Origin of the sequence: Streptomyces sp. CB03238, from assembly GCF_002099185.1 — a bacterium.
In the GTDB taxonomy this organism is placed as follows: domain Bacteria; phylum Actinomycetota; class Actinomycetes; order Streptomycetales; family Streptomycetaceae; genus Streptomyces.
This window is the reverse complement of record NZ_NBCN01000026.1, coordinates 64,930-77,813: the sequence shown is the minus strand read 5'-3', so window position 1 is coordinate 77,813 and position 12,884 is coordinate 64,930. Positions and strand designations below refer to the sequence as shown.

The following is a 12,884-nucleotide window of genomic DNA, read 5'->3' as shown; positions in this document are numbered from 1 at the left end:
TGCAAGGAACCGGCGAGCTACCCGGAATGTGACAGCTGCCGCGCCGCGAACGCGAGCTTGTGCGGATTGGCCACCGCCCGTACGTGCGAGACGGCCCCGTCCCGGATCTCGAACGAGGCGAGGGAGACCAGCGAGGAACCGTCCCACGCGGCCAGCGCCGGCGCGCCGTTGGCCTCCACGACCGTGAGGCGCAGCGAGGCCGCGAAGCCCTGGAACGCCCCCGCCAGGAACCGCAGCACCTTCTCCCGCCCCAGAATCGGCCTCCGGGCAGCCGTCACCACACCACCACCGTCGGACGACCACGCCACATCCGCCGCCAGCAGCTTCTCCAGTCCGGCCAGGTCGCCCTCCCGGGCGGCGGCGATGAAGGACTCGACCAGCACCCGATGCTGTTCGGGCCCGGCCGCGAAACGGTTCTCCGGTGCGGCGATCCGCCCCACCGCCCGCCGGTACAGCTGCCGGCAGTTGGCCTCGGTCAGCTCCAGCAGCCCGGCGATCTCACGATGGCTGTACGCGAACGCCTCGCGCAGCACGTACACCGCCCGCTCCGTCGGCGTCAGCCGCTCCAGCAGCACCAGCAGCGCCGTCGAGACGGCGTCGCGCTGCTCGGCCGACTCGAGCGGACCGAGCGCCCCGTCCGCCGTGACCACCGGTTCCGGCAGCCACGGGCCGGGGTATGCCTCGCGGGTGGCACGGGCGGAGGTGAGCCGGTTGAGGCACAGGTTGGTGACGACCTTGGCGAGCCAGGCCGCCGGGTGCCCGATCGCCGCCCGGTCCGCGCCGCTCCAGCGAACGTACGCGTCCTGCACGGTGTCCTCGGCCTCCTCGGCGGAGCCGAGCATCCGGTAGGCGAGCCCGAACATGCGGCGGCGGTGGCTCTCGAACTCATCGGCTTCATCGGCCTCATCGGCAAGCGCGGTCGTCACGCGCACAGCCTGGCACAACGCACCGAGAGGCCCGGCGGCGGCAAGGGCCGTTTGTCCACCGCCGGGCTCCGTCCCGTCACAAGGTCAGCAGGCGCCGAGGTCCTGCCAGACACCCCACTCGCCGGTGGTGCCGGGCTCCTCGCCCTTGGTCCACCACTTCGCCTTCCAGGTACGGGACGCATGGGACACCGTGGAGCCGCCGCCGTACTCGGCAGACGCCCTCCATGCGGGCGCGGTGCACGCCCCGGGTGTCGGAGTGGGCGTGGGCGTCGGCGTCGGGTTCGTCGGGTCGGGCGTCGGTGACGGGCCCGTACCCGTCCCCGGCTCGACCACCGTCGTCCCCCGCGCCAGGTCACCGGCGAGCGCGTACGTCGTACCGCCGATGTTCACCGTCCAGTTCCACGGGGTGGACACCGGCAGGTAGTAGTTGAAGGACAGCTCCACCGACGCACCGGGCCCCAGACTCTGCCAGGCCGGCAGCTTCAGCGAGACGCGGTGGAAGTCGCCCTTGAGGCCGCCCACATTGCTTCCGGTGTGGTCGCTGCTCATCACCTTCGTACCGAAGCCGGACTGGTCCGAGGCGTTGCCCGGGGCCGCCGTCGCGTAGTCGAACCGGAACTCCGTGCCGCCCGGGAGCGTCGTCCTCGTATTGTTGGTGATCTTCAGCTTCGGGGTGATCGGGTAGTTGGAGTCTCCGAGCTTGAACTCGCCGAACTCCACGCCGATGTTCACCGCCTTGGTGGGCAGCGCCTTGTTCGAGACCTTCGCGCCGTACGGCGTGGCCGCCTTGAACGCGTCGTACATCAGCGAGGTGAGGGTGGAGCCGGGCTCGTACTGGCCCTTGGCCGCGTTCCAGCCGTAGTCACCGGCCAGTTCCCACACCATCGTGCCGCCGATGCCCCTGTCGACCACGTAGTCGGCCTTGCGGGCCACCGACTGCTCGTCCTCCGTCGACAGGAAGACCTTCTTCTCCGCGTTCCACAGCCAGGGCGCGACCAGCGTGGAGTCGTACCTGCGGGCGTACGTGCCGGTCAGCCTGGTCCCGGCGGCGAAGCCGTACTTCGTCAGGTAGTCGCCGGCGACGCCCTTCTCCAGGTTCTTGGCGTGCCACATGGGGTTGGAGCCGGCCGGGGACTCCTTGCCGTTGTCGTCCTTGTCGTGCCACAGGTTGTCGATGCCGACCGCGCCGTCACCGCACTTGGTCAGGCCGGAGCCGGCCGGGCAGGTGGTCGCGGCCGCCTTGCCCCACAGGCCGTCCGTGCCGCCCTGCACGTTCTTGTGGCCGCGCGTGTAGTAGGGCAGGCCGATGTTGATCCGGCCGGCCGGCATGGAGCCGCGGAAGTAGTGGTACGCCCAGTCGGTGTTGAGGTAGCCGATGCCGCCGTACTGCTGGCTGCCGTAGACGTTCGCCGCCGCCAGCTCCGCGTCCTTGCCGTCGTCGAAGAGCGAGGCGTTCGGGCCGACGTACTCGTTCCAGGCGCCGTGCAGGTCGTAGGACATGATGTTGACGTAGTCCAGGTACTTCTGGACCTGGAAGGTCTCCATCCCGCGCAGCAGATAGCCGGAGGAGGGCGCCGCGACGGTGAGCATGTAGTGCTTGCCGTCGGCCGCGCCCGCCCTGTCCAGCTTTTCACGCAGGGTCTTCATCAGGGCCGCGTACCCCTTGACGAGCCCCGCGCGGCGGGCGTTGGAGACCGGGTAGTCGAGCGGGTTGCCCGCGTCCTTCATCGAGGTCGGGTACTCGTAGTCGATGTCGACGCCGTTGAAGCCGTACTTCTTGATGAAGGCGACCGCCGAGTCGGCGAAGGTGCTGATCCCCGCCTGGTTGACCGAGCCGTCGGCGTTGGTGGCCATTGAGTAGAAGCCGCCGGAATCGACCCGCTTGCCGCTGTCGTCGAAGTACCCACCGGTCTCCGCCCAGCCGCCCACCGAGATCAGCGTCTTGACGTCCGGGTGCTGCTTCTTGAACTTGTTCAGCAGATTGAAATGCCCCTTGTACGTGTACGAGGGGTCCATCTCGGCGCCCGAGACGCCAGGCCAGGTCATCCCGGTGGCGGCGTTGGCCGTGCCGTCCGTGCCGACCGAGAGCCTGTTGGCGGAGTCGATGTGCCCGAAGGCGTAGTTGATGTGGGTGACCTTGTCCCACGGAATGTTCGAGGCGAGGTAGGCGGGCGTCCCGTCCTTGCCGGTGCGCCAGCCGGTGAAGTAGCCGATGACGCGGCGCTGGTGGTCCGCGCCCATCTTCTCGCGGCCCTCGGTGTCGTAGACCGAGCAGTACGGGACGTCGACACCGGGCGTCGTGTGCAGACCGTCGGGGCGACAGGTCTGGTGGTCGGCGGCGGCGTGCGAGACGCCACCGGAGAGCGAGCCGAGCAGCAGCCCGGCGACGGCGGCGCCGGACGCGAGCAGGGTGGCTCGTCTGTGCGTGGGGGACAGCACGGTCGGTTCCTCCTGGGGAGGCTGAGGGGCACACAACTGGCAAGGGGAGGGGTCGTGTTGGCCACTGGTGTGCGCACACCCTCGGGCCGACTCCGTGGAGGTGACGCAGACATTAAAAGGACTAGACCAAGTGGTCAATAGGTCTGGACCAGTAGGTCCGGACCGGGCGAAGTCTCCGGCCGGCGTGTGAGGCAGGACACATTCTTCGCCCGCATGGGTGACGATCCGGCGTGGCACACTGGCCCTGTATCAGCAGCAGCGCACTCCGGGGTCGGTGTAATTCCGAACCGGCGGTTACAGTCCGCGACCCGGCCGCATCCAGTGGCCGGTTGACCAGGTGAAATTCCTGGACCGACGGTGAAAGTCCGGATGGGAGGCAGTGCGCGGCGGGTGACCCCTCCACGGGGCGACCGGCCGTATGTCCGCTGGTCGCCGACGTCCGGCGACCGGTGCCGTCGGCCTCGCGTCCCCCTGTGCGGTGGTGTCGTTCCCGCTCTCTGTCGTCATCGACAGGCCCCGGAGTCCGCGCCCGAAGAGGCAGGAGGACCCGGTGGCCACCGCAGCGGACACCCCCGGCACGGCAGCCGCGGCCGACGTCGCCGCCATGCGCCGCGCCGTCGCGCTCGCCGCCCGCGGACTCGGCTCCACCAGCCCCAACCCGGTCGTCGGCTGCGTCGTCCTCGACGCCTCCGGACACGAGGTCGGCGCCGGCTGGCACGAGCGCGCCGGCGGCCCGCACGCCGAGGTCCACGCCCTGCGCCAGGCCGGCGTCCTCGCCCGCGGCGGCACCGCCTACGTCACCCTCGAACCCTGCAACCACACCGGCCGCACCGGCCCCTGCGCCCAGGCCCTCATCGAGGCCGGGATCGCCCGGGTCGTGTACGCGGTCGGCGACCCGAACCCGCAGGCCACCGGCGGCGCCGACACCCTGCGCGCGGCCGGAGTCGAGGTCGTCGCCGGGCTCCTGGAGGACGAGGCCGAGGCCGGCAACGCCGCCTGGCTCACCTCCGTACGCCTCGGCCGCCCCTACGTCCTGTGGAAGTACGCCGCCACCCTCGACGGCCGCGTCGCCGCCCAGGACGGCACCAGCCGCTGGATCAGCTCCCCCGAGTCCCGCGCCGACGTCCACCGGCTGCGCGCCGAGGCCGACGCCGTGATCGTCGGCTCCGGCACCGCCCGTACGGACGACCCGCACCTCGCCGTACGCGGCATCGAAGGCGCCGTCCAGCCGCTGCGCGTCGTCGTCGACACCGAGGCCACCGCCGTCCGGCCCGGCGCCCGCGTCCTGGACGACGCCGCGCCGACCCTGATCGCGGTCGCGGAGGACGCCGAGACCACCATGACGGATGTCGTACGCCTGCCGAGGGCGGACCGGGGCCTGTCCGTACCGGCCCTGCTGGCCGCCCTGCACGAGCGCGGCGTCCGCTCCGTACTCCTCGAAGGAGGCCCGGCCCTCGCCGGGTCCTTCGTCGCCGCCGGAGCCGTCGACAAGATCGTCGGCTACCTGGCACCGGTGCTCCTCGGCGCGGGCCCCGCCGCCCTCGCCGACACCGGGATCACCACCCTCACCGAAGCGCTGCGGCTCGACGTCACCGAGACCGTACGCATCGGCCCCGATCTTCGTATCACTGCCACCGTCGCATCGAAGGAGCGCTGAGCGTGTTCACCGGAATCGTCGAAGAGCTGGGCGAGGTCACCGCCGTCGAGAACCTCGGCGACTCCTCCCGCTTCCGCCTGCGCGGCCCCCTCGTCACCGAAGGCGCCAAGCACGGCGACTCGATCGCCGTCAACGGCGTGTGCCTCACGGTCGTGGAGACCGCCGACGGCGAGTTCACCGCCGACGTGATGGCCGAGACGCTGAACCGCTCCAGCCTCGGCGCGCTCACCACCGGCTCCCGGGTCAACCTGGAGCGGCCCATGGCGGTCGGCGACCGGCTCGGCGGCCACATCGTCCAGGGCCACGTCGACGGCACCGGCACCATCCTGGCGCGCACGCCCTCCGAGAACTGGGAGATCGTCACGATCTCCCTCCCCGCCTCCCTGCGCCGGTACGTCGTCGAGAAAGGCTCCATCACGGTGGACGGCGTCAGCCTCACCGTCGTCGACGCCGGCCCCGACTACTTCACCATCAGCCTCATCCCGACCACCCTCGCCCTGACCACGCTCGGCACCAAGGAGCCCGGCGACCCGGTCAACCTCGAGGTCGACGTCATCGCCAAGTACGTCGAGCGCCTGCTCGGCGACCGGACCGGGGAGACGGCCAAGTGAACTGGCTCAACTCCGAGGCCTTCACCGCGTTCGGCCAGCACATCATCTGGTCCGACATGATCGGCAACACGATCGGCCTGATCGCCCTCGCCCTCGGCTGGCGCCGCTCCGTCCTCACCTGGCCCGCCCAGTTCGCCGCCGGCCTCATCCTCTTCGCCGCCTTCGCCGGCCACCTCACCGGCAGCGCCGGCAAGCAGGTCGTGGTCATGGCGGTCGCCGCCTGGGGCTGGTGGCAGTGGACCCGCGGCCGCCAGAAGGCCGACGACGGCTCGATCGCCGTGCGCTTCGCCACCTGGCGCGAGCGCGGCATCATGGCGGGCGGCGCCGTCCTCGGCACCCTCGCCGTCGGCGGCCTGTTCACCGCCTACCCGGCGCTGTCCTGGGACCCGTGGCCCGACGCGTACATCTTCGTCGGCACGCTGGTCGCCATGTACGCCCAGGCCCGCGGCATGGTCGAGTTCTGGTTCGCCTGGCTGCTCGTCGACCTCGTCGGCGTACCCCTCAACTTCGCCAACGGCTACGCCTTCTCCGGCTTCGTCTACGTCATCTACGGTGCGCTCGTCCTGTGGGGCCTGCGCGACTGGTGGCTGCGCTCCCGCGCGAGCGAGTCCGCCCTGGAAGGAGCACCCGCATGACCGCCCGCCCGTCTCCCGCCACCGCCCCCAACGAGCCTCCCCCGCGGCCTACGGCCTGGGGGGACCCCCATCGCGGCACCTCTCCGATTCCCATCTGGGACGCCATGGACCTCGCCCTCGACCCCGTCGAGCAGGCCATCCGCGACATCGCCGCCGGCCGCCCCGTCGTGGTCGTCGACGACGAGGACCGCGAGAACGAGGGCGACCTCGTCATCGCCGCCGAGAAGGCCACCCCCGAGATCGTCGCCTTCATGATGAGCGAGTGCCGCGGCCTGATCTGCGCCCCCATGGAGGGCGACGAACTGGACCGCCTCCAGCTCCCGCAGATGGTCGGCGACAACACCGAGTCCATGAAGACGGCCTTCACCGTCTCCGTCGACGCCGCCCCCGTCCACGGCGTCACCACCGGCATCTCCGCCGCCGACCGCGCCACCACCCTCCAGCTCCTCGCGAGCGGCGACGCCGAGCCCACCGACTTCGTCCGCCCCGGCCACGTCTTCCCGCTGCGCGCCCAGCCCGGCGGCGTCCTCGTCCGCAACGGCCACACCGAGGCCGCCGTCGACCTGGCCCGGCTCGCCGGGCTCCGCCCGGCCGGCGCGATCGTCGAGATCGCCGGCGAGGACGGCGTCATGCTGCGGCTGCCCGAGCTCGTCCCCTTCGCCCGCAAGCACGGCCTGACGATCATTTCGATCGAGGACCTCATCGCCTACCGGCGCAGCAGCGAGCCGACCGTCCGCCGCGAGGCCGAGGTGCGGCTGCCGACCGCGCACGGCGAGTACACCGCGTACGGTTACCGCTCCACCGTCGACGGCGTCGAGCACATCGCGCTCGTCCACGGCGACATCGGCGAGGGCGAGGACGTCCTCGTCCGCGTCCACTCCGAGTGCCTGACCGGCGACATCTTCCACTCGCTGCGCTGCGACTGCGGCCCCCAGCTCCAGGCCTCCATGGAACGCATCACCGAGGCCGGCCGCGGCGTCGTCGTCTACCTGCGCGGCCACGAGGGACGCGGCATCGGCCTGCTGTCCAAGCTGCGCGCGTACGAACTCCAGGAGCGAGGCCACGACACACTCGACGCCAACCTGGAGCTCGGCCTGCCCGCCGACGCCCGCGACTACGCCGCCGGTGCCCAGATGCTCGCCGACCTCGGCGTACGCAGCCTGAGGCTGATGACGAACAACCCCGACAAGGTCGCCGCCCTGGTCCGGTACGGACTCGACGTGACCGGCCGCGAGCCCATGCCCGTCCAGGCGGGCGAGCACAACCTCCGCTACCTGCGCACCAAGCGCGACCGGATGGGCCACGACCTTCCCTGGCTCGACGCCGCCGCCGGCGCGTCGCCCTGCAACAACCAGTAAGTCCGAGCAAGCAAGAGCACCGAGGAGAGTACGCACGTGAGCGGCAAGGGCGCACCCGAACTGAGCGTGAAGAACTGCGGCGACCTCCGGGTCGCCGTGATCGCGGCGCAGTGGCACGAGAAGATCATGGACGGTCTCGTCAACGGCGCCCTGCGCGCCCTGCACGAGCTCGGCATCGACGAGCCGACCCTGCTCCGGGTCCCCGGCAGCTTCGAGCTCCCGGTCGTCGCCAAGGTCCTCGCCGGCCGCGGCTACGACGCGATCGTCGCGCTCGGCGTCGTCGTCCGGGGCGGCACCCCCCACTTCGAGTACGTGTGCCAGGGCGTCACCCAGGGCCTCGTCCAGGTCTCCGTCGACACCGGCGTCCCCGTCGGCTTCGGCGTACTGACCTGCGACACCGAGGAGCAGGCCCTGGACCGGGCCGGCCTGGAGGGCTCGAACGAGGACAAGGGCCACGAGGCGGTCACCGCCGCCGTCGCCACCGCCACCACACTGCGCACGGTCAGCGAACCCTGGCGCTGAGTGCGCACGGCGTACCCCGTACTCTTAGGACCATCATGGCGAACAAAACCTTCGAAGAGCTCTTCGCCGAGCTGGAGCTCAAGGCCAAGACCGGCGACCCCGCCACCTCCCGCACCGCCGAGCTGGTGGACAAGGGCGTCCATGCCATCGGCAAGAAGGTCGTCGAGGAGGCCGCCGAGGTCTGGATGGCCGCCGAGTACGAGGGCAAGGAAGCCGCCGCCGAGGAGATCTCGCAGCTGCTGTACCACGTCCAGGTGATGATGGTCGCCCGCGGGATCTCGCTCGACGACGTCTACGCCCACCTCTGAGCCCACCCCTTTCATCCAGAACCTCCTTTTCACAGTTAGGAAGCCCACCCCATGCTGCGCATCGCCGTCCCCAACAAGGGTTCACTGTCCGGACCTGCGTCGGCGATGCTCCATGAGGCCGGCTACCAGCAGCGCAAGGAGTCCAAAGAGCTGGTGATGGTCGACCCGGAGAACGAGGTCGAGTTCTTCTACCTCCGCCCCCGCGACATCGCCATCTACGTCAGCTCCGGCAAGCTCGACATCGGCATCACCGGCCGCGACCTGCTGCTGGACTCCGGCGCCAACGCCGAGGAGATCCTCCAGCTCGGCTTCGCCCGCTCCACCTTCCGGTACGCCACCAAGCCCGGCACCGCGAGCGGCCCCGTCGACTTCGGCGGCATGACGATCGCCACCTCCTACGAGGGCATCGTCGCCAAGCACCTCGCCGACCAGGGCATCGACGCCTCCGTCGTCCACCTCGACGGCGCCGTCGAGACCGCCATCGAGCTCGGCGTCGCCCAGATCATCGCCGACGTCGTGGAGACCGGCACCTCGCTGCGCAACGCGGGCCTGGAGGTCATCGGCGAGCCGATCCTCAAGTCCGAGGCCGTCGTCATCCGCCGCACCGGCGCGCCCGCCGACGACCCGAAGGTGCAGCAGTTCCTGCGCCGCCTCCAGGGCGTCCTGGTGGCCCGCTCGTACGTGATGATGGACTACGACTGCCGCGCCGAGCACCTGGAGCAGGCCGTCGCCCTCACTCCCGGCCTGGAGTCCCCGACGGTCTCGCCGCTCCACAACGAGGGCTGGGTCGCCGTCCGCGCCATGGTCCCCGCCAGGGAGGCACAGCGGATCATGGACGACCTGTACGCCCTGGGCGCACGCGCCATCCTGACGACCGAGATCCACGCCTGCCGCCTCTAGGACCCGGCCCCAGGCACGCCTCCCAGGGGCGGTTCCCCAAGCCGCCCCCTGGGCCCGGCTCCGAAGCCCGCACCAGAACCCGAACCAGAACCAGAACCGGAATCGGTACCGACAGATGTCCGACCCCCACGTCCCCGCCCTTCCGGTCACCTTCCGGCCGACCCGGACCCGGGCCGTCCTGCTGACCGTGGGCACGGTGATGTTCGTGACCATCACGGCCGTCGCCCTGATGCTGGAGAAGCTCGGCGCGGGGGAGCGTGCGAGCTTCGTCTTCACCGCGGCGCTCTTCTTCGGCGTCCTGGCGCTCCTCAGCCGCCCCAAGGTCGTCGCCGACGACGACGGCGTCACCGTCGTCAACCTCACCCGAACGCGTCGCCTGGCGTGGGCCGAGATCCTCCAGGTGAACCTGCGCGAGGGCGACCCCTGGGTCTTCCTCGACCTCAGCGACGGCACCAGCATGCCCGCGCTGGGGATCCAGCCCGGCATCGGCAAGCAGCAGGCCATCCGTGACGCACGGGCGCTGCGCGCGCTCGCGGAGGCCCGCGGCACCGGCACCGACGCCGCCTGAGCGGGCGGTCCCACGACCGGGCATGTCGCCCGTATGGGCGCCGACCCTCTGCCCCACCAGGGGCAGGCGTGATTACTCTTATGGCGGTGGCGCCGAGCGCGCCACCGCCTCGCGCATACGGCAGCACACGCACCACCAGGCCGGCGAGGCACCTGCGACCCGAGGAGTGATTCCCTCCAGCAATGGACGGATCGTCCGGTAGTACCTGCGCCGCCCCCTCCGAGGAGGCGGCGGCATGACCACCCCCTCCTGCTGCTCGCCGCGGCATTCCTCCTGATCCTCGCCAACGGCTTCTTCGTGGCGGCCGAGTTCGGGCTCGTCACCGTGGAGCGGGCGGACGCCGAACGCGCCGCCGCCGAGGGCGACCGGCGGGCCCGTACGGTCGTCAAGGCCCTGCGGGAGCTGTCGTTCCAGCTGTCCGGCACCCAGCTGGGCATCACCATCACCTCACTCGTCGTCGGCATGCTCGCCGAGCCCGCGCTCGCGCAGCTCCTCGACGGGCCCCTCACCGCGACCGGACTGCCCGAAGGGGCCGTCTCCGGCGTCGCGGTGGCCATCGGCATGCTGGGCGCGTCCGCCGTCCAGATGGTGATCGGCGAGCTGGTCCCCAAGAACTGGGCCGTCTCCCGGCCCTTGCAGGTCGCGCGGTTCGTCGCCGGCCCGCAGCACCTGTTCTCGTCCGCCTTCCGGCCGGTCATCACCCTGCTCAACGCGGCCGCCAACCATCTCGTGCGGCTGCTGGGCGTCGAGCCCACCGAGGAGCTCGCCTCCGCCCGTACGCCCGGCGAGCTGGTCTCGCTCGCCCGGCACTCGGCGCGGGCCGGCGCCCTCGAACAGGACACGGCCGACCTCTTCGTACGGACGCTGTCGCTGGGCGGGCTCACCGCGCAGCACGTGATGACCCCGCGCGTGAAGGTCAACGCGCTGCGGACCGACGCCACCGCGGCCGACGTCGTCAATCTGACCCGGGCCACCGGCCTTTCCCGCTTCCCGGTCTACCGGGAGCGCATCGACGAGATCGTCGGCATGGTCCACCTGAAGGACGCGCTCGCCGTGCCCACGCACGAGCGGCTGCGTACGCCGGTGGGCCGGGTCGCCGTCCCGCCGCTGCTCGTCCCCGAGACGCTGCCCGCCCAGGCACTCCTGGAGCGGCTGCGCAGCGAGCAGCCGATCGCCGTCGTCGTCGACGAGTACGGCGGCACGGCCGGCGTCGTCACCCTGGAGGACATCGTCGAGGAGCTCGTGGGCGAGGTCCGCGACGAGCACGACGCCGAGGGCGACGACCTGCCCGAGCTGGCCGCCGTCGGCGCCGAGGACGGCCACCCCGCGTGGGAGGCCGACGGCAGCTGCCGCGTCCACACCCTGAAGCGGATAGGCCTCGACGTCCCCGACGGGCCGTACGAGACCGTCGCCGGGCTCGTCGCCGATCTGCTCGGCCGCATCCCGGCCCCCGGCGACCGTGCCGAACTGCCCGGCTGGCGCCTCTCCGTACGCCAGGTGGACCGGTACCGCGCCGAGCGCGTCCGCCTCGTCCGTACGGCCGACGCCGTGCTGGAGGCCGCCCGGTGAGCGTCCTCCAACTGCTCTTCGCGGGGCTGCTGGTGCTCGCGAACGGCTTCTTCGTGGGCGCCGAGTTCGCCCTCGTCTCCGTACGCCGCAGCCAGATCGAACCGCTCGGCCCCGGCTCCAAGCGGGCCCGCCAGGTCCTGTACGGCCTGGAGAACCTGCCGCAGATGATGGCTGCCGCGCAGTTCGGCATCACCGTGTGCTCCCTCACCCTCGGCGCGGTCGCCGAACCGACCGTGGCGCACCTGCTGGAGCCCGTCTTCCACGCCGTGCACCTGCCCGAGGGCCTGATCCATCCGCTGGGCTATGTCATCGCGCTGGCCGTGGTGGTCTTCCTGCACCTGGTCATCGGCGAGATGCTGCCGAAGAACCTCGCCATGGCGGCGCCGGAGAAGACCGCGCTGTGGCTCAGCCCCGGGCTCGTCGGCTTCGCCCGGCTGTGCCGCCCCGTGACGGCGGCGCTCGGCGCCTGCTCCCGGCTGGTGCTGAAGGCCTTCCGGGTCGAGCCGAAGGACGAGGTGGAGGCGGTGTTCACCAGCGCCCAGCTCGGCCGGCTCGTCGAGGACGCCGGCCAGGCCGGGCTGCTCGACCCGGCCGAGCAGGAACGGCTGGAGGACGCCCTGGGACTGGGCAGCCGCCCCGTCTCCGACGTCCTCATCCCCCGTACGTCCCTGGTGACGGTCACCCCGTCGGTCACCCCGGCCGAGGTCGAGGATCTCACCGTCCGCACCGGGTACTCCCGGTTCCCGGTGTGCGCGGAGGGCGGGGGCGGCGTCTTCATGGGCTTCGTGCACGTCAAGGACGTGCTGGAGCTGGAGGACGCCGACCGGGCCGTACCGCAGCACGTGTGGCGCCCGATGGCCACGCTGCGGGCCGAGCTGCCGCTCGACGACGCCCTCACCGTGATGCGCCGCGCGGCCACGCACCTGGCCCAGGTCGCCGACGCGTCGGGGCGGGTCCTGGGCCTGGTCGCGCTGGAGGACGTCCTGGAAATGCTGGTCGGCGAGGTCCGCGACCCCGCCCACCGCTCGTCCACGCCCCTGGTCCCCGCGGTCACCCCGCCCCCGCCCCCGGCACCGCTCACCGCCCCGCCCCCGGCCGCGGCCGCGGACCCGGCCACCGCTGCAGCCCCGGTCGGCACCCGTGACCCGGCTGCCACCCGTGACCCGGCCGCCGACCCGGGCCCGGCCCAGGGCGTCCTCACCGCCTGACCGGCGGCGCGGCTCCTGCCCGGGCGCCGTGCCGATCCGGCCGGGCGCCGCGCCGATCGGGCCGGGCCGCCCGGTCATCACCGGCCGGCCCGGCGCCGACGCGACCGGCGCGCGCCGTGTGGCGCTCGCCGCGCGGCCGTGCCGCACCCGCGTCGTACCGCGCCTGCGTCGTACCGCACCCGC

General features: G+C 71.8%; 12 protein-coding genes and 1 riboswitch. Of the genes, 10 read left to right on the top strand and 2 right to left on the bottom strand.

All coding sequences use genetic code 11. The features are described 5' to 3' along the window. Nucleotides 1-17 precede the first annotated feature (17 nt). Nucleotides 18-926: an RNA polymerase sigma-70 factor gene (locus BKD26_RS33080; protein ID WP_277622432.1), complete on the bottom strand. Its 909-nt coding sequence runs from the start codon at nucleotides 924-926 to the stop codon at nucleotides 18-20. 84 nt (nucleotides 927-1,010) lie between these two features. Further along, the gene (locus BKD26_RS33075) at nucleotides 1,011-3,365 is read right to left on the bottom strand and encodes a chitinase C-terminal domain-containing protein (RefSeq protein ID WP_084905915.1); all 2,355 of its coding nucleotides are present in this window, start codon (nucleotides 3,363-3,365) and stop codon (nucleotides 1,011-1,013) included. A 256-nt stretch (nucleotides 3,366-3,621) separates the two neighbouring features. Then, nucleotides 3,622-3,752, top strand: a riboswitch (FMN riboswitch). Between the two features lie 217 nt (nucleotides 3,753-3,969). Between BKD26_RS33075 and ribD the strand changes: the two genes are divergently transcribed. From ribD to BKD26_RS33025, 10 genes are all read left to right on the top strand, one after another. Continuing rightward, complete coding sequence (gene ribD, locus BKD26_RS33070) at nucleotides 3,970-5,022, top strand: bifunctional diaminohydroxyphosphoribosylaminopyrimidine deaminase/5-amino-6-(5-phosphoribosylamino)uracil reductase RibD (RefSeq protein WP_084905981.1); 1,053 nt, start codon at nucleotides 3,970-3,972, stop codon at nucleotides 5,020-5,022. Nucleotides 5,023-5,024: 2 nt separating this feature from the next. Further along, the gene (locus tag BKD26_RS33065) at nucleotides 5,025-5,633 is read left to right on the top strand and encodes a riboflavin synthase (RefSeq protein ID WP_084905913.1); all 609 of its coding nucleotides are present in this window, start codon (nucleotides 5,025-5,027) and stop codon (nucleotides 5,631-5,633) included. Beyond that, nucleotides 5,630-6,268 carry a nicotinamide mononucleotide transporter family protein gene (locus tag BKD26_RS33060; RefSeq protein WP_084905911.1) on the top strand — a complete coding sequence of 213 codons (639 nt, stop codon included), beginning with the start codon at nucleotides 5,630-5,632 and terminating at the stop codon, nucleotides 6,266-6,268. The genes BKD26_RS33065 and BKD26_RS33060 overlap by 4 nt, the downstream gene beginning before the upstream one ends. Nucleotides 6,269-6,372: 104 nt before the next feature. Beyond that, nucleotides 6,373-7,626 carry a bifunctional 3,4-dihydroxy-2-butanone-4-phosphate synthase/GTP cyclohydrolase II gene (locus tag BKD26_RS33055; protein WP_084905908.1) on the top strand — a complete coding sequence of 418 codons (1,254 nt, stop codon included), beginning with the start codon at nucleotides 6,373-6,375 and terminating at the stop codon, nucleotides 7,624-7,626. Between the two features lie 36 nt (nucleotides 7,627-7,662). After that, on the top strand, nucleotides 7,663-8,148 hold the full coding sequence (gene ribH / locus BKD26_RS33050) for a 6,7-dimethyl-8-ribityllumazine synthase (protein WP_084905906.1): 486 nt from the start codon (nucleotides 7,663-7,665) through the stop codon (nucleotides 8,146-8,148). A gap of 35 nt (nucleotides 8,149-8,183) precedes the next feature. Next, nucleotides 8,184-8,456, top strand: coding sequence for a phosphoribosyl-ATP diphosphatase (locus BKD26_RS33045; protein WP_031078175.1), 273 nt, complete (start codon nucleotides 8,184-8,186; stop codon nucleotides 8,454-8,456). Between the two features lie 51 nt (nucleotides 8,457-8,507). Next, nucleotides 8,508-9,356, top strand: coding sequence for an ATP phosphoribosyltransferase (gene hisG, locus BKD26_RS33040; protein WP_084905903.1), 849 nt, complete (start codon nucleotides 8,508-8,510; stop codon nucleotides 9,354-9,356). 115 nt (nucleotides 9,357-9,471) lie between these two features. After that, complete coding sequence (locus BKD26_RS33035) at nucleotides 9,472-9,924, top strand: PH domain-containing protein (RefSeq protein ID WP_084905901.1); 453 nt, start codon at nucleotides 9,472-9,474, stop codon at nucleotides 9,922-9,924. A gap of 249 nt (nucleotides 9,925-10,173) precedes the next feature. Further along, entirely contained in the window at nucleotides 10,174-11,493 is a 1,320-nt protein-coding gene (locus BKD26_RS33030; protein WP_084905898.1) for a hemolysin family protein, read from the top strand. Then, a complete protein-coding gene (locus BKD26_RS33025; protein ID WP_084905895.1) occupies nucleotides 11,490-12,701 on the top strand; it encodes a hemolysin family protein in 1,212 nt (403 codons plus the stop codon). The genes BKD26_RS33030 and BKD26_RS33025 overlap by 4 nt, the downstream gene beginning before the upstream one ends. Nucleotides 12,702-12,884 lie beyond the last annotated feature (183 nt).

Bases quoted from the DNA above. Each gene is read 5' to 3' on its own strand.
- ribD (WP_084905981.1), top strand. From the start codon at position 3,970: ATGCGCCGCGCCGTCGCGCTCGCCGCCCGCGGACTCGGCTCCACCAGC.
- BKD26_RS33055 (WP_084905908.1), top strand. From the start codon at position 6,373: ATGGACCTCGCCCTCGACCCCGTCGAGCAGGCCATCCGCGACATCGCC.
- BKD26_RS33045 (WP_031078175.1), top strand. From the start codon at position 8,184: ATGGCGAACAAAACCTTCGAAGAGCTCTTCGCCGAGCTGGAGCTCAAG.
- hisG (WP_084905903.1), top strand. From the start codon at position 8,508: ATGCTGCGCATCGCCGTCCCCAACAAGGGTTCACTGTCCGGACCTGCG.
- BKD26_RS33035 (WP_084905901.1), top strand. From the start codon at position 9,472: ATGTCCGACCCCCACGTCCCCGCCCTTCCGGTCACCTTCCGGCCGACC.